Raw genomic sequence first — 26350 nt, 5'->3', positions numbered from 1 at the left:
TTCCTTATCTGATCTTTAGCGCAGTTAGTGCGATTAGGTTCGCTAAAAGTGCGATGATCCAAAAGCGCACGATGATCTTATTTTCCGCCCAGCCTTTTATCTCAAAATGGTGATGTATAGGCGCCATGAGAAAAATTCTGCGTTTGAAAATTTTAAAGCTTCCCACTTGCAAGATGACGCTTAGGGTCTCAACGACAAAGATAAGACCGATGATGATGAGTAAAATTTCGTTTTTTGTCGCAACACCCATAAAACCGATATATGCTCCAACGCTTAAGCTACCGCTATCGCCCATAAAGACTTCAGCTGGATGGCAGTTAAACCACAAAAAGCCCATCAATGAGCCAATTAGGGCTGAAGAGACAACAACGCTTTCACCAACGCCTATGATCTTTGGCAAGAGTAAATATGAGCTAAAGACAGCGTGTCCGCAGATATAAGCAAAAACGCCAAGTGTTAAAAGTGAAAATATCGATGGCACAGTAGCTAGCCCGTCAAGCCCGTCTGTTAAATTTACTGAATTTGAAGCAGCGACTATGACCAGTGTCCAAAAGAAAATGGCAAAAATTTTTAAATCTAAAATAGGTTGCTTAAAAAAAGGTAGATAAAACTCGGTGCTAAGCTCGTGACTTGCATATAAAAAAACAGAAATTACAAAGGCTATTAAAAACTGAAAAAAAAGCTTTGCTTTTGGGCTTAGGCCGGCGTGGTTTTTTGCTCCTAAAATTTTACTGTAATCGTCCTTGTAGCCAAGCAGTGTAAAGCAAACTAGGCAAAAGAGAGATGTTAAGACAAATACGTTATCAAGCCTTGCGCAAATTATCGTGGAAAGTACGGCTGTAAAGACAAAAACAAGTCCGCCCATGGTCGGCGTTTTGGCCTTTTTTTGGTGAGTTTGTGGGGCAAGCTCGTAGATAGGCTGGGCGGCGTTTTTTGCCTTTGCCCAGGCGATAAATTTAGGCATCAGATAAGCTGTCAAGATAAATGCTATGAAAAACGCGATGCCAGCGCGAACGGTGATATACTGAAAGATGTTAAAATTTAAAATTTCGTAGATATAGTAAAACATAGGGGCCTTTATTTTAAAAAAAAGCAATTTTAGTATAATGGCCTTAAAAATTATCTAAATTTAAGGATAAAATTTAAAAATGGCTCAAAAAACTATACTTATAATAACCGATGGCATTGGGTTTAACAAAAATGGCAAATTTAATGCATTTGAGGCGGCCAAAAAGCCAAACTACGATAAATTTTTTAAAGAAATTCCAAACTCACTTATAAAAACTTCTGGAAACGCTGTGGGACTACCAGAGGGGCAGATGGGAAACAGCGAAGTAGGGCATATGTGCATAGGAAGCGGACGAGTTTTATATCAAAATTTGGTCAAAATTTCACGCAGTTTTGCTGATGGCTCGTTAGCAGAAAATGAAGCACTGAAAGATCTTTTTAAAAAGTGCAAAAGAGTTCACGTTATAGGGCTTTATAGCGACGGCGGCGTGCACTCTCACATGGAGCATTTTGATGGTATGTGCGAGCTTGTTAGCAAAAGTGGCTGCGAAGTTTTTGCTCACGCTATCACCGACGGACGCGACGTTAGCCCAAATAGCGGTCTAAATTTTATAAAAAGCTTAGAGGCCAAATTTAAGGTAGCAACCGTTTGTGGGAGATTTTACGCGATGGATAGAGATAAACGCTGGGAGCGCGTAAAAGAGGCTTATGATAGCTTGGTAAATGGAGCAAATTTAAGCAGCTTATCGCCTAGCGAATATCTACAAAAAAGCTACGATGAGGGAGTGACAGATGAGTTTGTAAAGCCAGCAAGCTTTAATGGCTTTAAAGGCATAGGCGAAGATGACGGCGTGATTGTAATAAATTTTAGAAATGATAGGGCAAGAGAAATTTGCCAGGCTCTGGGCGAGGAGAAATTTAGCGAGTTTGAGCGCCCTTTTGCTATCAAAAATTTAATCACCATGACCGAATACGACGCAAATTTTAAATTTGAAGTGCTATTTAAAAATGAAAAGATAAAAAACACCCTAAGTGAGGTCATAGCAGCGGCTGGGTTAAGGCAGCTTCACACGGCTGAGACTGAAAAATACGCCCACGTAACATTTTTCTTTAATGGCGGCGTCGAGGAGCTAGCCAGCAACGAAACGAGGGTGCTCATCCCTAGTCCAAAGGTAAAGACCTACGACGAAAAGCCAGAGATGAGTGCGGTAGAGGTTTGCAAAGCCGTGCTAAAAGGTATGGATGACGAGCAAGACTTCATCGTGGTAAATTTCGCAAATGGCGATATGGTAGGGCACACTGGAAATTACGAGGCCGCTATAAAAGCAGTTGAGGCAGTAGATACGGCTCTTGGAGAAATTTACGCTAAAGCAAAAGAGAAAAACTATGCGATGATCATCACGAGCGATCACGGAAACTGCGAAGAGATGCGTGATAGTAGTGGTGAGCTACTGACAAACCACACGACTTATGATGTCTTTTGTTTTGTGATGGCTGATGGCGTAAAAAAAGTAAAAAACGGCGGTCTAAATAATATCGCTCCTAGTGTTTTAAAGATCATGGGGCTTGAAATTCCAGCTGAGATGGACGAGGCGTTAATATAAAATAATGGAGCTAGTCGAGTTTTTTGGAGCTGATAAAGTCATAACCTTTATGCTTCTTTTTGCACGTCTTAGTGGGCTTATTGTATTTTTTCCATTTTTTTCTCACAATCAAATCCCGCTTAGCGTAAAAACTTTGCTAGTTTTTGCTCTTTGTGTTGTACTTTTTCCGCTCTCACATGCTCATGAGCATGCTATAAATTTTTTGATTATAGAAATTTTAAGTGAGGCTATGCTCGGACTTTGTGCTGGGCTTTTGCTAAATATCGTTTTTGCCATACTTCAAATGGCTGGCGAGCAGATCTCGATGATTATGGGTTTTTCGATGGCTTCAGTGCTTGATCCGCAAACTGGTACAAATTCGCCAGTGATCGCAAATATTCTAAATTTCATCGCGCTTCTTGCATTTTTGATGCTTGATGGACACCATTTGATATTACAGTTTTATTCCACTTCACTTTCTGCTATACCGCTTGGAGATTTTTATCCAAGAAGTGGTGTGATGAGCTACGCCCTAAAGCTTTTTGGCAATCTTTTTATGTTTGGATTTGTTCTGGCTTTTCCTATCATCGCACTTTCTATACTTTCAGATGCTATTTTTGGCATGCTTATGAAAACTATGCCACAATTTAACCTATTAGTTGTTGGCTATCCTATTAAGGTAAGTATCGGTTTTTCGGTTTTGATAGCTATTTTAGCCGGCATTATAAAAATCATAACTGATATGATGGTGCAGATTTTAAACGATATGCCAGCACTATTTTTTTAAGTAAATAGCAATGAAATTTATCATAGAATACAGCCTCAAGCTCTTCAAGGAGGGATCATGAAAGTTGCACTTGTAAACAAAAACCCAGCAGTTTCTCGTCTTATAACGTTAAGTTTAAATAAGCTAGGCATAGAATATAGCGAATTTGACGATGTTAATAGTGTTGGAGATCAATTTGATTATATTATCATCGATAGTGATATGGATAGCAGCGATGTTAATTTAAATCAAAAGATAATGTATCTAGCACCTAGAGGCGGTGAAAAGCCAGATTTTGCTGATGTTATGCTTGAAAAGCCCTTTTTACCAACAGAATTTATTAGTTTGTTTGAACAAAACAAAGATACTGACAATGATAAAGAACTTGAGCTTGGGCTAGATGAGTCTGCAAATTTTAATGACTTTGACGAAAGCAATAAAAACTTTGATGATTTAGAAAATTTTGAGCTTCCAGAAATTGACATGGGACTTGAAAATTTAGCAAAAGAAGATGATAAGGCAGATAAATTTGATAACGAGGCTTTAGATGATGAGTTTTTAAAAGAGGAGCTAAGTGAACTAGAGGCCGAGGATTTAAAGGATAAAGATATCAGTTTTGATGAAAGAGACACTGAACTCATAGATGATGATATGATAAATGACATAGCTAGCAAATATATGGCTGATTCAGAAGATATAGATAAATCCTTAGAGCAAAACAATGAGCCGCCTGTGATAAAAGAAGAGCATAGTGATAACTTTGATGAGCTTAGTTCGCTTGTAGATGAGATAGATGATATGGGCGAGAGTGACTTGGCGGATGAAGAGGCGAAAAACGAGCTTGATAAAATGGTCGAGCAAAATTCTCAAAATTTAGAAACTGCCGAGCTTAATGAAGATTTTGTAGATGATATAAGCCAAAGTAAAAAAGAGCTCAGCGAGATCGAGTCTTTGGATAAAGAGCTAAACGAAGAATCTAGAGAAGATAGCGAAAATTTTGATGAACTAGAGACTGATTTTGGTAGTGATGAAAATTTTGAGCCTGAAAGCAGCGAGGCAAATTTGATAGATGAAGCTAGCCAAAATTTAGAGGAAGATATAGATGAAGAATCTACCAAAGAAGCAGAGGACATTTCTTTGGGTGAAGATATAGACCTTGAAAAAGAGCCAGCTAAAGAAGATCATGAAGAAATTTCTGAAGAAGTCCTTGCTCAAGAAGATCTAGGCATGGTAGATGAGGTGTTTGAGGAAGAAAATTTTAAAGAAGAGACATTGGGTAGCCCAAATTTTGATGTAGCGTCTATTGAAGAAATAGATGAAAATACGATGCAAGCAGCATTTGGATTAAATATTGCTCCACAAACTAGCTCATGCGATGAAACAAAAATAGATGCTGACTATAAAGAAGAGCTAACCAAAAAGATCACAAAACACGTCCATGAGTCGTTAAATGAAAGCTCGCTAAGAGATGTGCTAAAAGATATGAACATAAAGATAAATATAAGTTTTGAGGAAAAGTAGTTGCAAGGACAAATTTTAGTAGTTTCTGGGCCTAGTGGAAGTGGGAAAAGTACGCTTTTGGGCCGTCTTTTAAAGGAAGAGAAAGATCTTTATTTTTCTATTTCAAGCACGACAAGGGCAAAAAGAGAAGGTGAAGTTGATGGAGTGGATTACTATTTTATAAAAGAAGATGAGTTTAAAAGCGGCATAGAAAAGGGCGAATTTTTAGAATGGGCGCAGGTGCATAAAAACTATTATGGAACGAGTCTAAAGCCTGTTTTAGCAGCACTTGAGGCTGGGAAGATAGTGATATTTGACATTGATGTGCAAGGCTTTCATATCGCACTTGAAAAATTTAAAAGCTACATAACTTCAGTTTTTATCACGACTGCAAATAAAAAAGAGCTTAAAAGGCGCTTGAAAAACCGCGGAACTGATAGCGACGAAACGATAGAAAATCGCCTAATGAACGCAGTTGGTGAGATGGAGCATATCTTAGAATATGATTATTTTTTGGTAAATGATGACATTGAAAAGAGTTATAAAGGATTAAAATCAATTCTTAGAGCGATGAGGTTAAAAAGTACGAAAATAGACTTAAGACGCGTTATTGATGAGTGGATAGATTGCTAGAAATTCAGGAATTTATGATAACATTTTGAAAATTTTATTGAGGAGAAAAAATGGGTTCTTTTAGTATTGGTCACTGGCTAGTTGTTTTAGCGATTATTGTTTTACTTTTTGGAGCAAAGAAGATCCCAGAACTTGCAAAAGGACTAGGCAAAGGCATAAAGACTTTTAAGGCTGAGATGGAAGACACAACCCCTGAAAAAAGTGAGAAAGTCGAGCATAAAGAAGAGAATGCCGATAGTCAAAAAATAGAAGAAACAACTAAAAACGCATAGGTTTTAGAGTTGAAAAATAAAATAAAAGCTGAAATTTCAAAGGTTTTAGAGCGTGAATTTGTGCTTGAAAAGCCAAAGGATAAAAATTTAGCCCACTATGCAACGCCACTTTTTAGCCTAGCAAAGGAGTTAAGAAAGTCGCCAGCCATGATAGCTAGCGAGTTTGCTGATAAATTTAGTGATAGCAAAATGGTTGAAGCTAGTGCAGTAAATGGCTACTTAAATTTCAAGCTAAAAAGTGAGTTTTTAGATGAAATTTCAAAGCAAATTTTGCTAGATAGCGAAAATTTTGCAAAAGAAGATGTGAAAAAAGATAGCTATTTAATAGAATACATCAGCGCAAATCCAACTGGACCGCTTCACATCGGGCATGTTAGAGGTGCAGTCTACGGCGATACTTTGGCTAGGCTTGGCAAAAGACTTGGCTACGCTATCTCAACAGAATACTATATAAACGATGCTGGCAATCAAATCGACCTGCTTGGTACTTCGATATCGCTTGCGGCAAAAGAGCAGCTTTTTAACGAAAACGTCGTCTATCCAGAGAAATACTACCGAGGCGATTATATTTTAGATATTGCTAAGCTTGCAAATGAGAAATTTGGCAAGGAAATTTTTTATGACGAGAGCAGGAATCTCGAGCTTGCCGAGTTTGGCAAGGATATCGTGCTTGAGATCATCAAAAAAGATTTGGCGGACGTTGGGATATTTATAGAGAGCTGGGCTAGCGAGAAAGCTCTTTATGATGGCTTAGAGCCAACTATAAACAAGCTAAAACGCTCAAATCAAATGTATGAAAAAGAGGGCGCTACTTATATCGCTTCGACTACGCTTGGTGATGATAATGATAGAGTTGTGGTGAGAAATGACGGTAGACCGACATATCTAGCTGGCGACATCATCTATCATAACGCCAAATTTGAGAAAAATTTCGATCACTACATAAACATTTGGGGTGCTGACCACCACGGGTATATCGCAAGGCTAAAGGCTGCGATAAATTTCCTTGGATACGATGAAAATAAGCTTGAAGTGATACTTATGCAGATGGTTAGTTTGCTAAAAGATGGCAAGCCATACAAGATGAGCAAGCGCGCTGGTAATGCTGTACTGATGAGCGATATCGTAAGTGAGATCGGTGCTGAGGCGCTTAGATTTATCTTTATAAGCAAGGCAAACACGAGTAGTTTGGAATTTGACGTAGATGAGCTTAAAAAAGAGGACAGCTCAAATCCTATCTTTTATATAAACTACGCTCACGCTAGGGTAAATCAAATTTTTACAAAGGCTGAAAAAAGCGTTAGTGACGTGATAAATGCGGACTTTGAATGCCTAGATGAAAATGCTAAGAATTTACTTTTTGAGGCGCTGATATTGCCAGAAATTTTAGAAGATGCTTTTATCTCAAGGCAGCTTCAAAAGATCCCAGACTATCTGAAGTCCCTAGCTGCTAGTTTTCATAAATTTTATAACGAAAACCGTGTGGTTGGAAATGAAAACGAAGATAGCTTGCTAAAAATTTTTGCAGTTGTCGCTATCTCGATAAAAACAGCATTTAATATAATGGGAATTACAGCTAAAGATAGGATGTAGAATTTGCATTCATTTTGGCTAAAAGCAACAAAATTAAATTCGAAAAAAGGTTTATTTAAAAATATCTCAAACTTATGATATTTTTGAGAAGTTAAATGCCTTTTTTCTCAAATATAATCGCAATGGTTTTTACTATGATCTTTATCTCCAGCCAAAGCGACCAGTGTTTGATGTAGTAAAGATCATACATTAGTTTTTGTTTGGCGTCGTGTGTATTCGAGCCATAAGGGTAGTTTACCTGTGCCCAGCCGGTAATCCCTGGGCGGACGATGTGGCGTTCATTGTAGTAAGGGATCTCTTTTTCAAAGAAATTTATCCAGTGTCTTCGCTCAGGCCTTGGACCTATCAGATGCATTTGTCTTCGAAAGACATTTATACACTGCGGTACCTCGTCTATACGAGTTTTTCGCATAAATTCGCCAAATTCAAACACTCTTTCATCATTTTCACTAGCAAATTTTGCCCCATCTTTCTCGGCATCTTCCATCATCGAGCGAAATTTAATACACTCAAATTCCTTGTTATTTAGACCAACTCTACTTTGTAAAAAGTAAAGGCTTCCGGGTGATTGCTCGTCTATCTTTCTCTTTACATAAAATTTTAAGCCAAAAAGCAAGATAAAAAGTATCAAGCAGCTAGCATAATCGATCATTCGCTTGAGTACATAGCTAAAAGGACCATAAGGCCTTATTTCATCTAAAAAATTAAGATTTTCGCCATTTTCTGGGATATAACATTTGTGTAGGTAAATTTCTAAAAAATTCTCTACGTTTAGAAATTTTATCTTTTTATACTTCGTTTTAAACTGCAAAAGCGTGAGAAATCTAACCAATTTGCTATCGACTGGCTTTGCGGTATTTAGCACTATTAGCCTTTGATCGCCTGATTTTATGAGATTTTCTAGTGCACTTCGTAAGGCTCTTGCGTCGCTATTTTCATGGGATAAAAAATTTACTTGACCAAATTTCTTTCTAAGCTTTTCTAGTTCTAGGCTGGTAAAAGCATATTTTTCGCCAAGGATGATCATAGGCCTATCCCTTTATCTTTATTTTAAATTTGCATTATAAAATTCGCCTAATTATACCCAAACGTGCTAATTGCATTTTTAAAAAATAGATTAAGGTTAAAATATGTCTCATAAATTTCTTGCTGTGCTTGTTTTAGCGCTGATCTGCGCCATTTCTTTTGCGCTCTCAAACACGATTTTAGCTAAATTTCACACAAGCCCGCTCATTATCTCTATCATTTTAGGCGCCATTTTTGCAAATCTTTTTACAAAACAAACTCAAATTTTAAAAAGCAGTGGCGTTGTAGCGATCGCTGGGAAGCAAATTTTAAGGCTAGGCATCATACTTTTTGGCTTTAACATAAGCCTTAGCGAGATCGCAAGTGTCGGCACCATTGGCGTGATATATGCAGCTTTTATGGTATTTGCGACCTTTTGCTTTGCGCTTTTTACCGCTAAAGCTTTGGGACTTAGTAAGGATAGTGCGGTGCTCATTGGCTCAGGGGCAAGTATATGCGGCGTAGCTGCTGTTATGGCTACTCAAAATGAGATAAAAGCAGACGCAAACAAGCTTGCTATCGCTATTTGTACGGTGGTACTTTTTGGCACGATTGGCATGTTTATCTATCCATTTATCGCTAAATTTCTAGCTCTCACGCCGCATCAAACTGGCTTTTTTATCGGTGGCTCACTTCACGAAGTAGCCCATGTAGTCGCAGCCTCGGCAGCATTTGACGGCACAGCAAGCAGCACCGCCGTCATCATAAAAATGCTTCGTGTCATCATGCTAGTACCATTTTTGTTTTTGCTAAATTTCTTAAATTTAAGCCAAAATAGCGGCGGCTCAAAGCTAAAGAGCATACCATGGTTTGCGCTGTTTTTCCTAGTGGCGATCTGCGTTAGATCTTTGCCATTTTTCCCTGAAAATTTGGTGCAAATTTTAAAGCTAGCCGCTAGCATCTGCCTTTGTGTTGCGATGTGTGCTTTGGGGTTTGGGATAGATAGGAGTATATTTAAAGCAACAGGCAAAAAGCCATTTTTGCTAGCATTTTTTATATTTTTATGGCTTATTTGCTCTTCGCTTGTTTTTGTTAAGACTCTTTGCTAGTTTTTAGCTTTTGCAAAAACTCTTCGATGTTGTATTTTGCTCTGTAAGCTGGGCTTAAAAGGTGTATCAAAATGTCGCCAAGGTCCATCACGATCCAATCAGGCGAGCTCTCAGTGCCTATAAATTTCTCTCCAAGAGGTTTAAGCTCCTCTTTTAGATCCTCGTTCAGTGAGTAAGCGTGTCTCTCGCCAAGTGTTGTGGCGATAACTACGGCTTTTACGAAATAATCATCTCCACTCATATCAAATACTTGTATCTCTTCAGCCTTTTTTGCGTCTAAAACCTTAACTATACTTTCGGTGCGCTCTTGCATCGATCTCTCTTGCATTTTTAATCCTTGGTAAAAATTTATAACTTCATCTTTTATCTTACTAGGCAGCTCATCAAGCCCCTTTTGGTGCCTGATCTGTGATGAGCTAATATCCACGTGCACGTCCATTTTTTGTAAATTACGTGGAATTTCTATGTGATTGCGCTTGGCGATCACAAATTGCACTAAGCTTTTTAGCTCCTCGTATCCGTGCCACTTATCAAGCGTGGCTAGGTGGTCCGCGCCTATTATGAGATAAAATTTTTCTATCTTGAATTTCTCATACAAATACTTGACCGTCTCTATGGTAGGCACCGGGCGAGCTAAATTTATCTCATAGTCTGAGATCTCGACATTCTCTAGGCCGCCCCAAATTTCTCTTATCCACTTTAGGCGAAGCTCTGGCGGAGCTGAGAATTCGCTCTTAAAGGGACTTATAAAAGTTGGCATGATGATGAGCTTGTCGATATCAAGGCCACTTAGTGCCATTTTCACAATACTATCGTGTCCTAAATGAACCGGATCAAAGCTCCCGCCAAAAAGTGCTAACTTCATCTATTAAAGTGCCTTGTTTATATTTGTTTTAAAATTCTTTTTTGTAGAATTAGGCGTAATTATATCAAAAGGAGCTAAGATGTCAGTTAAAGTAGCAATAAACGGCTTCGGGCGTATCGGCAGGTGCGCTGCTCGTATTATTTTAGAGCGAGACGACGTTGAGCTTGTCGCTATCAACGACACGGCGACGCGCGACATGACGCGCTATCTGCTCAAATACGATAGCGTGCACGGCGAATTCAAGCAAGATGTTAAGGTGATAAGCGACGATTTTATAGAAGTAAACGGCAAAAAGATAAGAGTTTTTTCAACAAGGGATCTAAACGAGCTAAATTACGCGGATTACGGTGTGGACGTGGTTTTAGAGTGCACTGGTAAATTTTTAACTACCGAAAAATGCGAGCCTTATCTCGCTCGCGGCGTGAAAAAGGTCGTCATGAGCGCTCCAGCAAAAGACGACACGGCGACGTTTGTAGTCGGCGTAAACGACGATAAATACGCGGGCGAAGCGATCGTCTCAAACGCAAGCTGCACCACAAACGGCCTAGCGCCCGTCGCAAAGGTGCTAAACGATAAATTCGGCATCGTAAAAGGGCTCATGACTACGATCCACGCCTATACAAACGGACAGAGCCTAGTAGACGTAAAAGCTAAAGACTTCCGCCGCTCGCGCGCTGCGGCTCTAAATATCGGGCCTACGACCACCGGAGCGGCAAAAGCGATCGCAAAAGTACTTCCCGAGCTAAACGGCAAGATGCACGGACAAAGCGTGCGTGTACCGGTAGCAAACGTCTCTATGGTCGATCTAACGGCGGTTTTAAAAAGACCAGCCAGCAAAGAGGAGATAAATGAGGCGTTTAGAGCGGCTGCTGAGTCAAATTTAAAGGGAATTTTATTCGTCGATGACGATTATAGGGTTAGCAGTGACTTTTGCACGAGCGCATACAGCAGCATCGTGGCGAGCGACACTACGCAGGTGATCGCCGATGATATGGTGAAGGTCTTTGCGTGGTACGACAACGAGTGGGGCTACTCGACAAGGCTTGTGGATCTTGCTAAGATCGTGGCTACAAAGTAAATTAAAGGGTGAAAAATGAGTGAAATTTTATCGATCAACGACCTTGAGCTCAGCGGCGCGAAGGTATTTGTTAGGTGCGATTTTAACGTGCCGATGGACGAGTTTTTAAACATCACCGACGACCGCCGTATCCGCTCGGCGATCCCTACTATCCGCTACTGCCTAGATAACGGTTGCAGCGTGGTTTTGGCTAGCCACCTAGGACGTCCCAAAAATGGCTTTGAGGAGAAATTTTCGCTGCGAGGCGTGGCAAAGAGGCTTTCAAGGCTGCTTGATAGAGACGTGATATTTGCCGAGGACGTCGTCGGCGCGGACGCCAAAGCCAAAGTCGCCGCGCTAAAACCGGGCGAAATTTTACTTCTTGAAAATTTGCGCTTTGAAAAGGGCGAAACCAAAAACGACGAGGCGCTAGCCGCCGAGCTCGCTAAATACGGCGAATTTTACATAAACGACGCATTTGGCGTCTGCCATAGGGCGCACAGTTCGGTCGAGGCGATCACTAAATTTTACGACGAGAAGCACAAAGCGGCGGGATTTTTGCTGCAAAAAGAGATAAATTTCGCCCAAAATCTTATCAAACACCCTGCACGCCCATTCGTCGCGGTCGTGGGCGGCAGTAAGGTTAGCGGCAAGCTACAAGCCCTGCACAACCTGCTTCCGCGCGTGGATAAGCTGATAATTGGCGGCGGCATGGCGTTTACGTTTCTAAAATCGCTCGGCGAAAATATCGGAAACTCGCTGCTAGAAGAGGATCTTATCGACGATGCTCGCGAAATTTTGCGCAAGGGTAGAGAGCTTGGCGTTAAAATTTACCTGCCGGTGGACGTCGTCGCGGCTCAGACCTTTTCGGCCGAAAGCGCCGTGAAATTCGTCCCTGCTCAAGAGATACCTAGCGGCTGGATGGGGCTAGATATCGGACCGGCGTCTATTAGGCTATTTAAAGAGGTCATCGCCGACGCGCAAACCATCTGGTGGAACGGACCGATGGGAGTTTTTGAGATGGATAAATTTAGCAAAGGCAGCATCAAAATGAGCCACGCCATCATCGACACGCACGCGACTACGGTCGTTGGCGGCGGCGATACGGCCGACGTGGTCGAGCGCGCTGGAGACGCCGACGAGATGACATTTATCTCGACTGGAGGCGGCGCGAGCCTGGAGCTTATCGAGGGCAAGGAGCTACCCGGCATAAAACCGCTTAGAAAGGCTGCGGAGTGAGGTTTTTAGCAAATTTAAAGTGCAATCACACGAGAGAAAGTTTTGCTAAATACACCCAAATTTTAGACGCAAATTTAAGCGCAAACGACGATGTAACGGTGTTTCCACCGTTTAGCGCGCTTGATCTTGCGGCTCATAAATTTAAGCTCGGCGCTCAAAATTTCTACCCGTGCGAAAGCGGCGCTCACACCGGCGAGATCGGTAAGGCGATGCTGGATGAGTTTGGCGTAAAAAGCGTGCTGATCGGGCATTCCGAACGGAGGGAGCTTGGCGAGAGCGAGGAGCTCTTGCGCGCTAAATTTGACTTCGCCGTAAAGGCTGGCTGGCAGATCGTCTACTGCATCGGCGAAAATTTGAGCGTGAACGAAGCTGGGCGCACGAAGGAGTTTTTGGCGGAGCAGCTAAAAAATATCGACCTTGGCTACGAGCGCTTGCTGATCGCCTACGAGCCGATCTGGGCGATAGGTACAGGCAGGAGCGCGAGCGCGGAGCAAATCGAGGAGATATTAAATTTCATCCGCGAGCAGACGAGCGCGCCGCTGCTTTACGGAGGCAGCGTGAATGCCGCAAATATCGGCGGGATAGCGGGGATTAAAAACTGCGACGGAGTGTTGGTAGGTACGGCGAGCTGGGACGCTTCGAAGTTTTTGGAGCTTATACGCGTTGTCTCGTGAGCGTCTTTTAATGAGTTTGAAATTTTAAGTCCGCGACAGGCTGCGCGCCTAGTCTTGACTTAAAATTTCTACACAACATTAAAATCCATCTCACGATACTGCCGCTATTAAATTTGGCGTTTCGTCGAATTTTGTAAATTTATAAATTTCAAATTGCGAAGGATTTTGAGATGATTTTTTGGGGCTTTGCAGTTAAAATTTTGCGTAGACTAGACGGATGGTCTGCCAAGCAAAATTTTAACAAAATCGCCAAAAAGCGCTCAAAAGCCAAGCAAAAATAGAAAGGAGAAATAATGATTTTAAAAGGAAAAAAGGGCCTCATTGTCGGCGTCGCTAACGCCAAATCCATCGCTTACGGCATCGCCGAAGCTTGTCACGCGCAGGGCGCGCAGATGGCGTTTACCTACCTAAACGACGCGCTGAAAAAACGCGTAGAGCCGATCGCGGAGGAGTTTGGCAGCAAATTCGTCTATGAGCTAGACGTAAATAACCAAGCCCACCTAGACGGCCTTGCAGATCGCATTAAAGCAGATCTGGGTGAGATAGATTTCGTCGTACATGCGGTAGCCTATGCGCCCAAAGAAGCGCTAGAGGGCGAGTTTGTAAACACGACCAAGGAGGCGTTTGATATCGCGATGGGCACGAGCGTGTATTCGCTGTTAAGCCTTACGCGCGCGGTGCTACCGGTGCTAAAAGAGGGCGGCTCGGTACTTACTCTTACATATCTTGGCGGACCAAAATTCGTGCCTCACTACAACGTAATGGGCGTCGCAAAAGCAGCGCTTGAAAGTTCGGTGCGCTATCTCGCTCACGATCTTGGCGCTAGAAATATCCGCGTAAACGCCATCAGCGCGGGCCCGATCAAAACGCTTGCCGCAAGCGGTATCGGCGATTTTAGGATGATTTTGCGCTACAACGAAGTAAATAGCCCGCTAAAACGCAATGTCACGACGCATGATGTCGGCAACAGCGCTATGTATCTGCTTAGCGACCTAGCTAGCGGCGTGACCGGCGAGGTGCACTACGTCGACTGCGGCTACAACATCATGGGTATGGGCGACGTGGCTACCGACGCCAAGGGCAACACAATCCTAGCTTGGGATGCAAAATAATCTACTAATATAAATTTGGCGGGGCGACTCGCCAAATCTTTCTTTTAAATTTCATCAAATTTGACCAAAGGACGCGCGATGAGGCTTTGGGCGAGCTTATAGATGCAAATGAGCTGAGCTGGGCGCTAATAGAAGAGTGGCTAAAAGAGGCCAAAAATAGCTATGAGATTTTACCGCGTGACGAGGGTAGGGCGCAAAGTGAGTTTTTGGGACTTCAGATAACTACACGCTCGCCGATGGAAGCGTTTGTTTATGGGTGCGGTGGCATAGTGATAGATGGCGGTTGGTTGCGCCTGCTTGGCTCAGGATATGAGCAGGTGAAGTGTGGAATTTATAGCTTTAACCTTGGCAAAAGCTTTAGCGAGGTAGACAGATGTCTAGCAATTTGCTCGTAGCAAACGATATTTTGAGTGGATTTTTCGCGATAAACGGCGGTGCCTTTGGTGGCAAAGCTGGCAACGTCTTTTACTGCGTGCCAGATAGTGGCAAATGGGAGGATACGTAGCTTGGCTACTCGTATTTTACTGGGTGCTTTGCGGCGATATATCTAAATTTTATAAGCTTTATCGCTGGGATGGTTGACGCGAGGATGATGTTTGCACTAACGCCTATACTTTAGTAAGACATCAACGTGAGCCTAAGACTAAAAGATATGAAAAAATAGTATTTGCATGAATGAATTTTCAAATTTTACCTTCAAGGGCGTCTAATAAATTTGTATGTTACTTCCAGTAGATCCAAGAGTTTTGCTCTATCTTATTTAAAATTTATAATTTTTTTCATAATCTACTTAAAGAGTGTTTATAAAAACAATTCTGAGCGCTAAAAAGCAAAATTTATTTTAGATTTCTTAAGCTTTTATTGATAAAAATTATCTACAAAATTTAAGAATTTTTATACTTATAATAATTTTCTATTAAAAATTAACCTTATTTACTATTTTAATAAAGTTATGTAATTTAGTCTTTTATTTCGATATTTAATTAATTCATTAGATAATTAAAATTTAAAAATAGTTTATATTTTTACCAAAAAACTCAAAAATTTATCAAAAATTTATACTTAAAATTATAATATTCAATCTCAAAATTATACCATAAAATTAAAATAGTAATTTTAATAACCAAAATATGAGAAAATATGAGATTTAAAAGCTTATTTAAACTCTCTCTTGCAGCAAGCATAGCAGTTTGTGCAAATGGGGCAGACGAGAGCGTATTAAGCGGAGTTGAGGTAACAAGTAGTAGTGGCGGATATGGCGTTGATGACATCAAAATTTCAACTAGAAACACTGGCCTAGTAAAAGACGTGATGAGAGATATTCCAGGCGTTTATGTAGGTGGCACAAACGGCATGAATCAAAAAATTTATATGAGGGGCGTTAGCGACCGCGGTCTAAATATCACGATAGATGGCGCAAAACAAAACGGAAATACATTTCACCACAACGCCGACTTGCTTATAGATCCAGATCTTATAAAAGCAGTCGATGTCGAGGTTGGCTCAAGATCAGTGGTAAACGGCTCGGGTGCGCTTGGCGGTTCGGTCGCCTTTAAAACGGTGGATGCAAAAGACTTGCTAGAAAGTGGTGAGATCATCGGCGCAAAGATAAAGACAGGATACTCCTCAAACAACGACGAATTTTCGCAAGGCCTTATGCTCTTTACTGCACCAGTTGAAGGGCTTGATTTTATAGCTGCTATTAATCACAAGGGCTACGACTACGGCAAAAGCGGTAACAAAAGAAAGATAGGCGGCGACGGCAACGACCTTAGCTATCTTTTAAAGCTTGGTTACAGCTTCCTTGATGCGCATAGAATTTCTATCTCAAGAGAGCACAATGAGTTCAAGGGTATTTATCCGCTTAAAGCCGAATTTGGTAGTGATCATAGTAGTGATAAACCCCGCAAATACGAGCGCGATACGACAACGCTAAAATACGAGTATAAGCCAAGCGATCTTCTAAATTTAGACGTAACAACTTACAATACAAGATACCAAAGGATCGATGGCTCAAAATGGGGTGTAGAGACAAATGGCATAAATGCAAAGGCTAAAAGTGTAGTCGAGAGTGGCGCTTTGACACAGACGCTTAGATACGGCGCTGAGTTTTACCAAAGTAAAAATTTTAACAAGCCAGATAACCACTATCCTGAAAAGGTAAACAACTACTCAATCTATGCAGAAGATGCGCTAAATTTTAACTCACTAACCGTTACACCAGGCATCAGATACACCCATCACGAGCTAAAAAGTTATGATGGCTTAGTAGGAAATGTAAAGAGCTACACTTATAAATTTAACGAATTTACACCAGCGCTTGCGCTTGACTATGAGGTCATTAAAGGGCTTAACGCATTTGCAAGCTATGCAAGAGTCTTTAGAGGACCTGATGTCATGGAGTCTATGTTGGCAAGTGGAAGGAATAATAGAGGTAGAGCATTAGGCTGGGAGGCAAACAAAGATCTAAAAGCGACAACTGGCAATAGCTATGAGGCGGGCGTTAGATATCAAGGTGATATAAGTGAAGTTAGCTCATATAGCTTATCTGCAAAATACTTCATGACAAAATATAAAAATTTAATAGTCGATAACAATGCAGCAGGTGGCAGAACAAATCCTATTATGATTAGAAAAAACGCTGGTGGGGCTGATATAAGTGGTGTTGAGCTACTTGCAAGGCTAAATTTAGACGCACTAAGCTTAGCTGCTAGCTACACTCACCAAAAGGTAAAATATAAAGATAGGGTCGCTAAGGCAGGCGGTGGCTACTATACCTCAAACGTTATCGGCTACCGCGATCAAGGCGATAAATACACATTTAACGCAGAGTACGCATTTTCTAGCATCGATACGCTAATAGGCTACAACCTAATCTACTTCGCTTCAAAAAATACCATATCAGCTGGCAATAGTGAAAATGCCAAGATACCAAGCTATGCAGTTAGCGACATCTATGCTAGCTATACGCCAAGTAGCGGCAAATTTAAAGGGCTAGAGATAAATGCTGGAATTTACAACCTCTTTAATAAAACTTATGCTTCGCAGTCTCAAAGAATGGCTGATTATACAGGCAATCCAGACTATGTAGACTGGGAGCCGGGTAGAAATTTCAAAGTAAACGTATCTTATAAATTTTAACTTCAAGGCAAGGTGAAAGCCTTGCCAAATTTCTCTTTTATATAAAAATTCTAGCTTTTTTCACTATGCTGTTTGTTTTAAAATTAATATAGTATCATTTTGGCGACTAAACTTTTTTGGGAGAAAAAATGAGGCAGAAGCACTTTGAAGTGGTAATTGTCGGAGCAGGCATTAGTGGGACGGCGCTCTTTTATGAGTTGGCTGCATTTAGCGATATAAAAAAGGTCGCACTTTTAGAAAAATATGACGGCGTAGCTACTCTAAATTCAAACGGCAAAGGCAACTCACAAACCATTCATTGTGGCGATATCGAGACAAACTACACACTAGAAAAGGCAAAAAAAGTCTCTCGTGTGGCAAATATGCCAGTAAGATATGCTCTAAAATATAATCTTGATGGCAAATATATGTTCGCTCATCAAAAAATGGCACTAGCTATCGGAGATGCCGAAGTAGAGCGCATGAAAGAGAGATATGAGAGTTTTAAAGGGCTTTTTCCTTACCTTGAAATTTATGATAAAGATATACTAAAGCAGATCGAGCCAAACGTTGTTTTTGACGCAAATGGCAATGAGAGGCCAGAAAATATCATCGCCATAGGTACGCAAAATGGGCAGTTTACGACGATGGACTTTGGCGGCTTAGCAAATTCACTCGTGCAAAATGCGCTAAATTTAGGCGGAGATGGCTATGAGATCAGTCTAAACTCAGAAGTAACTGATATAAAAAAGGCGGGCGATACATTTCACATAAAGATAAATGATGGCGAAGTGATCACTGCAAACTACGTTGTAGTAGATGCTGGAGGGCACTCGCTATTTTTGGCTCACAAAATGGGTTATGGGCTTCATCTTAGCACACTGCCCGTTGCTGGAAGCTTTTACTTTGCAAAAAAACGCCTGCTAAATGGCAAAGTCTATATGGTGCAAAACGATAAGCTACCATTTGCCGCTCTTCACGGCGACCCAGACATCCTAGCTAATGGCAACACTCGTTTTGGCCCAACAGCCCTAGTCATACCAAAACTAGAGAGATACCATGGCTGTTCAAGCTTTTTTGACTTTTGTAAATGCCTAAAATTTGATAAAAATGTCTTTGAAGTCTTTACAAATCTCTTAAAAGATAGCGACATCAGATCTTATATTTTGAGAAATTTCTTATTTGAAGTGCCATTTATCAATAAAAAAGAATTTGTAAAAGATGCTAGAAAGATCGTGCCAAGCCTAAGTGAAAATGATCTGAGCTATGCTGTAAATTTTGGCGGCGTAAGACCGCAAGTTATCGACCGTAATAAAAAGTGCCTTGAGCTTGGCGAGGGTAAGATAAGCACAGGCGAGGGCATAAGTTTTAATATGACTCCAAGTCCTGGGGCTACTAGTTGCTTTGAAATAGCAAGAACTGATATGATCGAAGCCTGTAAATTTTTAGGTAAAAATTTTAACGAAGAGAAATTTAATGCCGAGTTTTTTGGGTAAAAATGGGAGTGTTTGATATTTTTAAAAAAGGTGCGGATATGCCAAAAACAGCACAACAAAGAAAAGATGAGAGCATAAAAATTTTAAAAAAAGAGGGCGTGGCTGTGCTTGAGAGTCTGCCACTAAGGTATGACAATAGTGAAGTTACGCCAAGAAGCGTTGATGAGATCATTGCTCGTGCGGTTTGCTCATTTACGGCCATTATGTGTGCTTGCACTATCCGAGATAATGGCCACCTAAGTGAAGATGAGATAGCTTGGGCTAAAGACTTTTTGGGCGATTTTTATGGTAATCTAAGTGTAAAAGAAAAAGAGGTCATAGAGGGAAGGGCTGATATAAATTTGGCCGTAAATATGGGCTGGAAATATGAGTCGCTTTGGATCTTGCTTTGGGCGCTTGGCATAGCTGAAGATATCGGTAAGATGGATAAAATTTGCGACTGTGAGTTTGTGATGGATGTCTTTAGAGAGGGCGGGCTAAAAAAGCGCTCAAAACCGCGCAGTTTGGATGAAATTTTAAGCAAACTTGACCTAGTTTATCGCTATCACTGGGCGTGTGTGGATGCTAGGATAAATGGCAAAAAGGTTGCTGGACTTGACGAAGAGGTTGTTATGGAAAGACGTGCAGGGCTTGAGTGGCTATGCTGTAAAGGTTGGGAAAATGACGACTTAAGAGCTGAATTTAACGCTTGGGACTACCCTGATCTAAATACGTAAATTTACATTTTTGCACTAAAATAAGCCAAAAATGAAAGGAAAAATATGAAAATTTTAGTAACTGGAACAGCTGGATTTATAGGATTTCACCTTGCGAATGCCCTTGTAGCACGTGGCGATGAGGTTGTTGGGTATGACGTGATAAATGACTATTACGACGTAAATTTAAAGCTTGCACGCCTAAAAATGGCTGGCTTTGACGTGAGCGAGATAGACTATGGCAAGCTTATCACATCAAAAACGCATCCAAATTTAAAATTTATAAAAGCTGACCTCGCTGATGAAAAGACGATGAAAGAGCTTTTTGCCAAAGAAAAATTTGACGTAGTGGTAAATTTAGCCGCACAAGCTGGCGTTCGCTACTCGCTCATAAACCCAAAAGCCTACATCGACAGCAACATCACTGGCTTTGTGAATATCCTCGAGTGCTGCCGCCACAATGAGATCAAAAATTTAGTCTATGCAAGCTCTAGCTCGGTTTATGGACTAAATGAGAACATGCCATTTTCTACGCACGAGGCGGTAAATCACCCTATAAGCCTCTACGCAGCGACCAAAAAGAGCAACGAGATGATGGCGCACACTTATAGTCATCTATTTAATGTGCCAACGACTGGACTTCGCTTTTTTACGGTGTATGGACCATGGGGACGCCCTGATATGGCGCTATTTTTGTTTGTTGATGCTGCGCTTAAAGATAAAACTATCGACGTCTTTAACTACGGCAAGATGAAGCGCGACTTTACATACGTGGATGACATAGTAAAGGGCATCATTAAGTGCATCGACAACCCTGCTAAGCCAAATCCGGCTTGGGATGCGAAACACCCAGATCCTGCCACTTCAAAAGCGCCGTTTAAGGTCTATAATATCGGCAACAACAGCCCAGTCGAGCTCATGGACTACATCAAGGCGGTTGAGATAAAGATCGGCCGTGAGATCAAGAAAAATTTCCTCCCACTTCAAGCAGGCGACGTGCCAGCAACATTTGCTGATGTGAGCGATTTGGTGGCTGACTTTGACTACAAGCCAAACACAAAAGTAAACGATGGCGTGGCCAAATTTGTCGAGTGGTACTGCGAGTTTTACGGAGTTAAATTTAAGGAAAGCAAATGAGGCGATGCGAATGGGCAAAAGGCGAGCTTGATATAGCTTACCACGATAATGAGTGGGGTAAAGTCGTAAAAGATGATAGAAAATTTTTTGAAATGATAGTTCTGGAAGGCTTTCAGGCGGGACTTTCGTGGCATGGAGTGCTTCAAAAAAGAGAGGCCATGAGAGAGGCGTTTGATGGCTTTGATCCAGAGAAGATCAAGCATTACGGTGAGGCTGAGATAGCGAAATTTATGCAAAATGAGAGATTGATTCGCAACAGATTAAAACTAAAATCACTTTCTGCAAATGCCATTGCATTTTTATCAGTAACCAAAGAATTTGGTAATTTTTATGACTATTTGTGGGGGTATTTGCTAAGAAAATTTGATCCCAAATTTGACGGCAAGCAGATCATAAATCACTATCAAGATATCAAACAAGTGCCAGCCACTACGCCTATGTCAGACTTTGTGGCAAAGGAGCTAAAAAAGCGAGGGTTTAAATTTTTAGGCTCTGTTAGCACCTATGCATTTTTACAAAGCGTGGGCGTTGTAGACGATCATATGGATTATTGCTTTTGCAAGGCAAAAGCTTGATTAGAATAATTTTTGCGGTTTTACTCCTTTTAAATTTTGCATTTTCTCTTGACCTGCTGCGCCTTAGCGAGTATAAAGATCAAAATGTCAGTGGCTGGCTAGCTAGCGAGAAGCTTGATGGCGTGCGTGCCTACTGGGACGGAGAGAATTTACTCTCAAGGCAGGGCAAAAAACTGAATGCACCGCTAAGTTTTACTAAAAATTTCCCAAAATTTGCACTTGATGGCGAGCTTTACGCAAAAGAGCTTAAATTTGAAGAAATTCAAGTGACCGTGATGGATAAGCTGCCTGATGAAAAAGCTTGGCATAGGCTAAAATTTCATATTTTTGATGTGCCTGAGGCAAGTGGTGGCTTGCTTGATAGGCTTGAAGTTTTGGCTAAATTTCTAAAAAATAAGCCAAATGAAAATTTGATCATCATAAAACAGATAAAAATGCGAGATAACGCTCAATTTTTAAAATTTACCGAAAGTATCATCGCAAAAGGCGGAGAGGGAGCAGTCGTGCGTGAGCCAAATGCACCGTACGAGCGAAAAAGAAGTAAAAATGCACTAAAATTTAAAAAATTTAAAGATGCCGAGTGTGAAGTAATCGCTATAAATAAAGGCAGCGGCAAATACGCTAATCTTACTGGCTCGCTCACTTGCAGGGCGCTTGGCGGCAAAGATGACGAAGAAAAAGCTGGTGAGCCAAAATCTGGCACTATCTTTAAAATAGGCTCAGGACTAAGCAATGAAAAGCGCCAAAATCCCCCAGAAATAGGCTCTATAATTACATATAAATTTCAGAATTTAACAGCCAAAGGCAAGCCAAGATTTCCAATATTTTTAGGGGTTAGAGAAGATTAAAATTTATTCAAAAGCCTTGCTTTACTTTTGCTTTACCCTATTTTTGATAAAATTAACCACTTTTTACGAAAGGCTTAAACTTGAAAATTTTAGTAACAGGTGGTGCTGGATACATCGGCAGCCACGTAGTAAAAGCACTTTTAAAGCAAGGCAATGATGAGATAACCATCATCGACAATCTCTGCAAAGGCTCACAAAAAGCACTTGAGGCGCTCCAAAAAATCGGAAATTTTAAATTTATAAACGCAAATCTAGAAGATGATCTAAGTGAAATTTTTGCTGATGGCAGATTTGATGCGATCATCCATTTTGCAGCGTTTATCGAGGTCTTTGAGAGTATGAGCGAGCCACTAAAATACTACCTAAACAACACCGCAAACGTTGCGAGTGTGCTAAGATACGCAAAAACTTACAATGTAAATAAATTTATATTTAGCTCAACAGCCGCAGTTTATGGCGAGCCAGACGTGGCGGAGGTGAGCGAAACAACGCCTACAAACCCGATAAATCCATACGGCAGAAGTAAGCTCATGAGCGAGCAGATCATCAAAGACTACGCCGCTTCAAATGAAAATTTCAAATTTGCGATTTTGCGCTATTTTAACGTGGCAGGTGCAGACGAAGAGGGGCTTATCGGTCAAAACTATCCAAATGCCACGCACCTTATCAAGGTGGCTGTGCAAACTATACTTGGCAAGCGCGAGAGTATGGGCATTTTTGGTGATGACTACGCGACAAAAGATGGCACATGCGTAAGAGACTACATTCACGTTAGCGACCTAGCAGACGCCCACATTAGTGCGCTAGAGTATATCAGCCAAAATGGAAGTGAAACTTTTAACGTGGGATATGGCAGAGGATTTAGCGTAAAAGAGGTCATCGAAACTGCAAAAAAAGTAAGCGGAGTAAATTTTAAAGTGCTAAATGCGCCAAGAAGGGACGGCGACCCAGCTATCCTTATCTCAAACGCAAGCAAACTACGCTCGCTAACAAACTGGAAGCCAAAAAGAGACGATCTAGCGCTCATCATAAAAACTGCCCTTGAGTGGGAAAAGAAAATTTAAGGATAAGCATGAAAGTAGCAGTAATCGGAACTGGATATGTTGGGCTAGTAAGTGGTGCATGCTTTGCCAAAATGGGCAACAGCGTGATCTGCGTCGATGTCGATGAAAAAAAGATCGAGGCGCTAAAAAACGGCGTCGTACCGATATATGAGCCAGGGCTTGCTGATATCGTGAGTGAGTGCTATAAAAATGGCTCGCTTAAATTTAGCACGCAGATAACTGAGGCGCTAGAGCATGCAGATGTGCTATTTATCGCAGTTGGCACGCCTATGGGCGCTGATGGACAGGCGGATTTAAAATATGTCCTCTTGGTTGCCAAGTCTATCGGAGAAAATTTAAGTAAACCACTAATCGTAGTCGATAAATCAACCGTTCCAGTAGGCACTGGAGCTAAGGTGCACGAGGTGATCGAGACTGAGCTTAAAAAGAGAAATGTAGAGGTTAAATTTGAAGTAGTCTCAAACCCAGAGTTTTTAAAAGAGGGCGCGGCGGTTGAGGACTTTTTAAAGCCAGACCGCGTAGTTATCGGAGCTAGCAGTGAGTGGGGCTTTAGCGTGATGAGAGAGCTTTATGAGCCATTTATGAAAAATCACGACAGGCTCATTTGTATGGACGTAAAGTCAGCCGAGATGACAAAATACGCTGCAAATTCGATGCTGGCAACCAAAATAAGCTTTATAAACGAGATAGCAAATATCTGTGAACGCGTGGGCGCTGATGTAAATTTAGTAAGAAAAGGCATCGGTAGCGACTCAAGGATCGGATATAGCTTCATCTATCCCGGCTGCGGATACGGCGGTAGCTGCTTCCCAAAAGACGTCGAGGCGCTTATCTACACCGCTAGACAAAACGGATTTGAGCCAGAGCTTTTAAACGCGGTCGAGTCAAGAAATAAGGCTCAAAAAAGAGTGCTATTTGAGAAAATTTATAACTTTTTTGGCGGTGATCTAAAGGGCAAGACGATCGCGCTTTGGGGGCTTGCGTTTAAACCAAACACGGACGATATGCGCGAGGCTAGCTCGCTAACTTTGATAAAACTTTTAGACGAAGCTGGCGCAAAAGTGGTCGCTTACGATCCAAAAGCTAGCGAAGAAGCTAAAAAATATATGCCAAATTTAGATATAAAATACGCTAAAAACAAATATGACGCTCTTAATGGCGCCGATGCAATGGTGCTTGTAACCGAGTGGAGCGAGTTTAGATCGCCTGATTTTATGGAGATCAAAGAGAGGCTAAAAAATGCTGTCATATTTGACGGGCGAAATCAATACAACGCTAAAATTTTGGCTGAGCATGGATTTAAGTATTTCCAAATCGGAGTAAAGGCATGAGAAAATTTTTACTTTTTATCGCGGCTTTCGCGCTTCCCTTTGCACTTTTAGCAGGCGAAAATGCGCCAAAAACTGAGGAAAATATTTTTGAGCTACCTATCTCAAAGATGCCGCCTGATTATTTTAAATACGAAGCCGCTTTTTTTAAAGAGATAGAAATCGACTGCAACTTCGCCTTTTTGCTCGGCGGAAGGCTTGAAGAAAAAGAGGACGCGCGCGGGATTTATTACGAATTTAGCGGCGGGGATGAGCTAGTGCAAACGATGATGCTCTGCAAGGACGGAAAGAAAAAGAGGCGGGTTTATTATGAGCTCACTCAAATTTTACCAGGCGTTAGCCCTATTAGGATCATAACTCCAAAAGGTGTAAGTGCGGAAATAAGAATGTATGAACGCGTAAAAAAGATAGAAGCAAAAAAGAAAGGAAAAAGTAAATGAAAATAGCAGTAGTAGGACTAGGATATGTTGGACTTCCACTCGCAGCAGCTTTTAGTGAAAAGTACGAAGTAGTGGGCTTTGATGTAAATGCAAAACGTATAGAAGAGCTTAAAAGTGGCTATGATAGAACGCTTGAACTTAGTAACGAACAGATGAAAAAAGCGATCGATAATGGCATGAAATTTAGCCTAAATTTAGATGATATTAGAAGTTGCAACTTCTTCATCGTGACCGTTCCAACTCCGATAGATAAGAACAAGCGCCCTGATCTAACTCCAGTCGTAAAAGCGACTGAGAGTGTGGCAAAAGTGCTTAAAAAAGGCGACATCGTTGTTTATGAAAGCACCGTTTATCCAGGTGTTACAGAAGAAATTTGCGTGCCACTTCTTGAAAAAAGTGGGCTTAAATTTAACAAAGATTTCTTCTGCGGCTACTCTCCAGAGCGTATAAACCCAGGTGACAAAGAGCACACTGTAACTAAGATCAAAAAGATCACAAGCGGCTCAACCCCAGAGATCGCTGACAAGGTTGATGAAATTTATCGCTCGATCATCACAGCTGGCACACACAAAGCATCAAGCATCAAGGTAGCAGAGGCTGCAAAGGTCATCGAAAACACTCAGCGTGATATAAATATCGCCTTTATAAACGAGCTTGCGATGCTTTTTGAAAAGCTTCATATCAACACCATTGACGTGCTTGAAGCTGCAGGAACTAAGTGGAATTTCCTAAATTTCCGCCCAGGTCTAGTTGGTGGACACTGCATCGGCGTAGATCCATACTATCTCACTCACAAAGCTCAAGAGGTAGGTTATCATCCTGAAATGATCCTAGCAGGCCGCCGCATCAATGATGATATGGGTAGATACGCAGCTGATCAGGTTATAAAACTAATGATAAGAAAAGGCGTGCTTATCAACAAAGCTCGCGTGCTTGTTCTTGGTATGACATTTAAAGAAAACTGCCCAGATATAAGAAATTCTCGCGTTATAGACGTGGTTGATGAGCTAAAAGACTTTGGCTGCAAGGTCGATGTGACTGATCCTTGGGCTGATAGTGCTGAGGTAAAACACGAGTACGGCTTTGATCTAGTAAAAGAGTATAACCTAGATGACTACGACTGCATCGTGATTGCCGTAGCTCACAATGAGTTTAAAAAGCTAAATTTAAAAGGCCATTTAGTTTATGATATAAAAAATATCTACCCAGAGGCTGACGCTAGGCTGTAAGG

24 protein-coding genes and 1 pseudogene are annotated in these 26350 nt (G+C 41.2%); 22 read left to right on the top strand and 3 right to left on the bottom strand.

Going from position 1 to position 26350, the window contains the following annotated elements:
* Positions 1-4: 4 nt before the first annotated feature.
* Positions 5-1069: a phospho-N-acetylmuramoyl-pentapeptide-transferase gene (gene mraY / locus CVS97_RS05145; RefSeq protein ID WP_107785324.1), complete on the bottom strand. Its 1065-nt coding sequence runs from the start codon at positions 1067-1069 to the stop codon at positions 5-7.
* A gap of 79 nt (positions 1070-1148) precedes the next feature.
* Here mraY and gpmI point away from each other — a divergent pair, with 79 nt between their 5' ends.
* Genes gpmI through argS form a run of 6 tightly spaced genes read left to right on the top strand, consistent with a single transcriptional unit; the run spans position 1149 to position 7355 of the window.
* On the top strand, positions 1149-2612 hold the full coding sequence (gene gpmI / locus CVS97_RS05140) for a 2,3-bisphosphoglycerate-independent phosphoglycerate mutase (protein ID WP_107785323.1): 1464 nt from the start codon (positions 1149-1151) through the stop codon (positions 2610-2612).
* A gap of 4 nt (positions 2613-2616) precedes the next feature.
* The gene (gene fliR / locus CVS97_RS05135; RefSeq protein WP_107785322.1) at positions 2617-3378 is read left to right on the top strand and encodes a flagellar biosynthetic protein FliR; all 762 of its coding nucleotides are present in this window, start codon (positions 2617-2619) and stop codon (positions 3376-3378) included.
* 57 nt (positions 3379-3435) lie between these two features.
* On the top strand, positions 3436-4878 hold the full coding sequence (locus CVS97_RS05130; RefSeq protein WP_107785321.1) for a Highly acidic protein: 1443 nt from the start codon (positions 3436-3438) through the stop codon (positions 4876-4878).
* Positions 4879-5490: a guanylate kinase gene (gene gmk / locus CVS97_RS05125; RefSeq protein WP_107785320.1), complete on the top strand. Its 612-nt coding sequence runs from the start codon at positions 4879-4881 to the stop codon at positions 5488-5490.
* Positions 5491-5540: 50 nt separating this feature from the next.
* Positions 5541-5762, top strand: coding sequence for a twin-arginine translocase TatA/TatE family subunit (gene tatA / locus CVS97_RS05120; protein WP_021091616.1), 222 nt, complete (start codon positions 5541-5543; stop codon positions 5760-5762).
* A 9-nt stretch (positions 5763-5771) separates the two neighbouring features.
* The gene (gene argS / locus CVS97_RS05115) at positions 5772-7355 is read left to right on the top strand and encodes an arginine--tRNA ligase (protein ID WP_107785319.1); all 1584 of its coding nucleotides are present in this window, start codon (positions 5772-5774) and stop codon (positions 7353-7355) included.
* A gap of 91 nt (positions 7356-7446) precedes the next feature.
* On the opposite strand, the gene CVS97_RS05110 is transcribed toward argS, so the two are convergent.
* Positions 7447-8382, bottom strand: coding sequence for a sugar transferase (locus tag CVS97_RS05110; RefSeq protein ID WP_107785318.1), 936 nt, complete (start codon positions 8380-8382; stop codon positions 7447-7449).
* Positions 8383-8485: 103 nt separating this feature from the next.
* On the opposite strand from CVS97_RS05110, the gene CVS97_RS05105 reads away from it, so the two are divergent.
* A complete protein-coding gene (locus CVS97_RS05105; protein ID WP_107785317.1) occupies positions 8486-9469 on the top strand; it encodes a YeiH family protein in 984 nt (327 codons plus the stop codon).
* Here the strand turns inward: CVS97_RS05105 and nadD are convergent.
* Positions 9453-10334 (bottom strand): nicotinate (nicotinamide) nucleotide adenylyltransferase, encoded by an 882-nt coding sequence (nadD, locus tag CVS97_RS05100; RefSeq protein WP_107785316.1) that lies wholly within the window; start codon positions 10332-10334, stop codon positions 9453-9455. The two genes, CVS97_RS05105 and nadD, sit on opposite strands and share 17 nt — an antisense overlap.
* Before the next feature lie 79 nt (positions 10335-10413).
* Here nadD and gap point away from each other — a divergent pair, with 79 nt between their 5' ends.
* The 15 genes and pseudogenes from gap to CVS97_RS05025 all read left to right on the top strand — a co-directional run bounded on the left by gap (position 10414) and on the right by CVS97_RS05025 (position 26348).
* Positions 10414-11412 carry a type I glyceraldehyde-3-phosphate dehydrogenase gene (gene gap, locus CVS97_RS05095; protein WP_107785315.1) on the top strand — a complete coding sequence of 333 codons (999 nt, stop codon included), beginning with the start codon at positions 10414-10416 and terminating at the stop codon, positions 11410-11412.
* A gap of 15 nt (positions 11413-11427) precedes the next feature.
* The gene (locus CVS97_RS05090) at positions 11428-12630 is read left to right on the top strand and encodes a phosphoglycerate kinase (RefSeq protein ID WP_107785314.1); all 1203 of its coding nucleotides are present in this window, start codon (positions 11428-11430) and stop codon (positions 12628-12630) included.
* Positions 12627-13304 (top strand): triose-phosphate isomerase, encoded by a 678-nt coding sequence (locus CVS97_RS05085; RefSeq protein WP_107785313.1) that lies wholly within the window; start codon positions 12627-12629, stop codon positions 13302-13304. Before CVS97_RS05090 ends, CVS97_RS05085 begins: the two co-directional genes overlap by 4 nt.
* Before the next feature lie 293 nt (positions 13305-13597).
* A complete protein-coding gene (gene fabI / locus CVS97_RS05080; RefSeq protein WP_107785312.1) occupies positions 13598-14416 on the top strand; it encodes an enoyl-ACP reductase FabI in 819 nt (272 codons plus the stop codon).
* An 86-nt stretch (positions 14417-14502) separates the two neighbouring features.
* Positions 14503-14921 (top strand): annotated as a pseudogene (locus CVS97_RS05075) (DUF2625 family protein).
* Positions 14922-15556: 635 nt separating this feature from the next.
* The gene (locus tag CVS97_RS05070) at positions 15557-17557 is read left to right on the top strand and encodes a TonB-dependent receptor domain-containing protein (protein WP_107785311.1); all 2001 of its coding nucleotides are present in this window, start codon (positions 15557-15559) and stop codon (positions 17555-17557) included.
* Positions 17558-17685: 128 nt separating this feature from the next.
* Positions 17686-19032: an FAD-dependent oxidoreductase gene (locus CVS97_RS05065; protein ID WP_107785310.1), complete on the top strand. Its 1347-nt coding sequence runs from the start codon at positions 17686-17688 to the stop codon at positions 19030-19032.
* A gap of 38 nt (positions 19033-19070) precedes the next feature.
* The gene (locus tag CVS97_RS05060; RefSeq protein WP_234401449.1) at positions 19071-19748 is read left to right on the top strand and encodes a DUF4272 domain-containing protein; all 678 of its coding nucleotides are present in this window, start codon (positions 19071-19073) and stop codon (positions 19746-19748) included.
* Positions 19749-19793: 45 nt separating this feature from the next.
* Positions 19794-20864 carry an NAD-dependent epimerase gene (locus CVS97_RS05055; RefSeq protein ID WP_107785308.1) on the top strand — a complete coding sequence of 357 codons (1071 nt, stop codon included), beginning with the start codon at positions 19794-19796 and terminating at the stop codon, positions 20862-20864.
* Complete coding sequence (locus CVS97_RS05050) at positions 20861-21439, top strand: DNA-3-methyladenine glycosylase I (RefSeq protein WP_107785307.1); 579 nt, start codon at positions 20861-20863, stop codon at positions 21437-21439. Before CVS97_RS05055 ends, CVS97_RS05050 begins: the two co-directional genes overlap by 4 nt.
* Positions 21439-22287: a DNA ligase gene (locus tag CVS97_RS05045; protein ID WP_107785442.1), complete on the top strand. Its 849-nt coding sequence runs from the start codon at positions 21439-21441 to the stop codon at positions 22285-22287. Before CVS97_RS05050 ends, CVS97_RS05045 begins: the two co-directional genes overlap by 1 nt.
* A gap of 80 nt (positions 22288-22367) precedes the next feature.
* A complete protein-coding gene (gene galE, locus CVS97_RS05040; protein ID WP_107785306.1) occupies positions 22368-23351 on the top strand; it encodes a UDP-glucose 4-epimerase GalE in 984 nt (327 codons plus the stop codon).
* A gap of 8 nt (positions 23352-23359) precedes the next feature.
* A complete protein-coding gene (locus CVS97_RS05035; protein ID WP_107785305.1) occupies positions 23360-24682 on the top strand; it encodes a UDP-glucose dehydrogenase family protein in 1323 nt (440 codons plus the stop codon).
* Entirely contained in the window at positions 24679-25119 is a 441-nt protein-coding gene (locus tag CVS97_RS05030; RefSeq protein ID WP_107785304.1) for an ecotin family protein, read from the top strand. Before CVS97_RS05035 ends, CVS97_RS05030 begins: the two co-directional genes overlap by 4 nt.
* Positions 25116-26348: a nucleotide sugar dehydrogenase gene (locus CVS97_RS05025; protein WP_087577543.1), complete on the top strand. Its 1233-nt coding sequence runs from the start codon at positions 25116-25118 to the stop codon at positions 26346-26348. Before CVS97_RS05030 ends, CVS97_RS05025 begins: the two co-directional genes overlap by 4 nt.
* Positions 26349-26350 lie beyond the last annotated feature (2 nt).

The sequence above is a fragment of the Campylobacter concisus genome, from assembly GCF_003049735.1.
In the GTDB taxonomy this organism is placed as follows: domain Bacteria; phylum Campylobacterota; class Campylobacteria; order Campylobacterales; family Campylobacteraceae; genus Campylobacter_A; species Campylobacter_A concisus_AN.
This window is presented reverse-complemented; position numbering and strand designations above follow the sequence as displayed.

What these genes read in the sequence shown, in the direction of transcription:
- CVS97_RS05035 (WP_107785305.1), top strand. Translation starts at nt 23,360, where the DNA reads ATGAAAGTAGCAGTAATCGGAACTGGATATGTTGGGCTAGTAAGTGGT.
- gpmI (WP_107785323.1), top strand. Translation starts at nt 1,149, where the DNA reads ATGGCTCAAAAAACTATACTTATAATAACCGATGGCATTGGGTTTAAC.
- nadD (WP_107785316.1), bottom strand. Translation starts at nt 10,334, where the DNA reads ATGAAGTTAGCACTTTTTGGCGGGAGCTTTGATCCGGTTCATTTAGGA.
- CVS97_RS05030 (WP_107785304.1), top strand. Translation starts at nt 24,679, where the DNA reads ATGAGAAAATTTTTACTTTTTATCGCGGCTTTCGCGCTTCCCTTTGCA.
- fliR (WP_107785322.1), top strand. Translation starts at nt 2,617, where the DNA reads ATGGAGCTAGTCGAGTTTTTTGGAGCTGATAAAGTCATAACCTTTATG.
- CVS97_RS05065 (WP_107785310.1), top strand. Translation starts at nt 17,686, where the DNA reads ATGAGGCAGAAGCACTTTGAAGTGGTAATTGTCGGAGCAGGCATTAGT.
- CVS97_RS05105 (WP_107785317.1), top strand. Translation starts at nt 8,486, where the DNA reads ATGTCTCATAAATTTCTTGCTGTGCTTGTTTTAGCGCTGATCTGCGCC.
- CVS97_RS05050 (WP_107785307.1), top strand. Translation starts at nt 20,861, where the DNA reads ATGAGGCGATGCGAATGGGCAAAAGGCGAGCTTGATATAGCTTACCAC.
- CVS97_RS05110 (WP_107785318.1), bottom strand. Translation starts at nt 8,382, where the DNA reads ATGATCATCCTTGGCGAAAAATATGCTTTTACCAGCCTAGAACTAGAA.
- CVS97_RS05025 (WP_087577543.1), top strand. Translation starts at nt 25,116, where the DNA reads ATGAAAATAGCAGTAGTAGGACTAGGATATGTTGGACTTCCACTCGCA.
- CVS97_RS05055 (WP_107785308.1), top strand. Translation starts at nt 19,794, where the DNA reads ATGAAAATTTTAGTAACTGGAACAGCTGGATTTATAGGATTTCACCTT.
- tatA (WP_021091616.1), top strand. Translation starts at nt 5,541, where the DNA reads ATGGGTTCTTTTAGTATTGGTCACTGGCTAGTTGTTTTAGCGATTATT.
- CVS97_RS05070 (WP_107785311.1), top strand. Translation starts at nt 15,557, where the DNA reads ATGAGATTTAAAAGCTTATTTAAACTCTCTCTTGCAGCAAGCATAGCA.
- fabI (WP_107785312.1), top strand. Translation starts at nt 13,598, where the DNA reads ATGATTTTAAAAGGAAAAAAGGGCCTCATTGTCGGCGTCGCTAACGCC.
- CVS97_RS05090 (WP_107785314.1), top strand. Translation starts at nt 11,428, where the DNA reads ATGAGTGAAATTTTATCGATCAACGACCTTGAGCTCAGCGGCGCGAAG.
- CVS97_RS05130 (WP_107785321.1), top strand. Translation starts at nt 3,436, where the DNA reads ATGAAAGTTGCACTTGTAAACAAAAACCCAGCAGTTTCTCGTCTTATA.
- mraY (WP_107785324.1), bottom strand. Translation starts at nt 1,069, where the DNA reads ATGTTTTACTATATCTACGAAATTTTAAATTTTAACATCTTTCAGTAT.
- gap (WP_107785315.1), top strand. Translation starts at nt 10,414, where the DNA reads ATGTCAGTTAAAGTAGCAATAAACGGCTTCGGGCGTATCGGCAGGTGC.
- CVS97_RS05060 (WP_234401449.1), top strand. Translation starts at nt 19,071, where the DNA reads ATGCCAAAAACAGCACAACAAAGAAAAGATGAGAGCATAAAAATTTTA.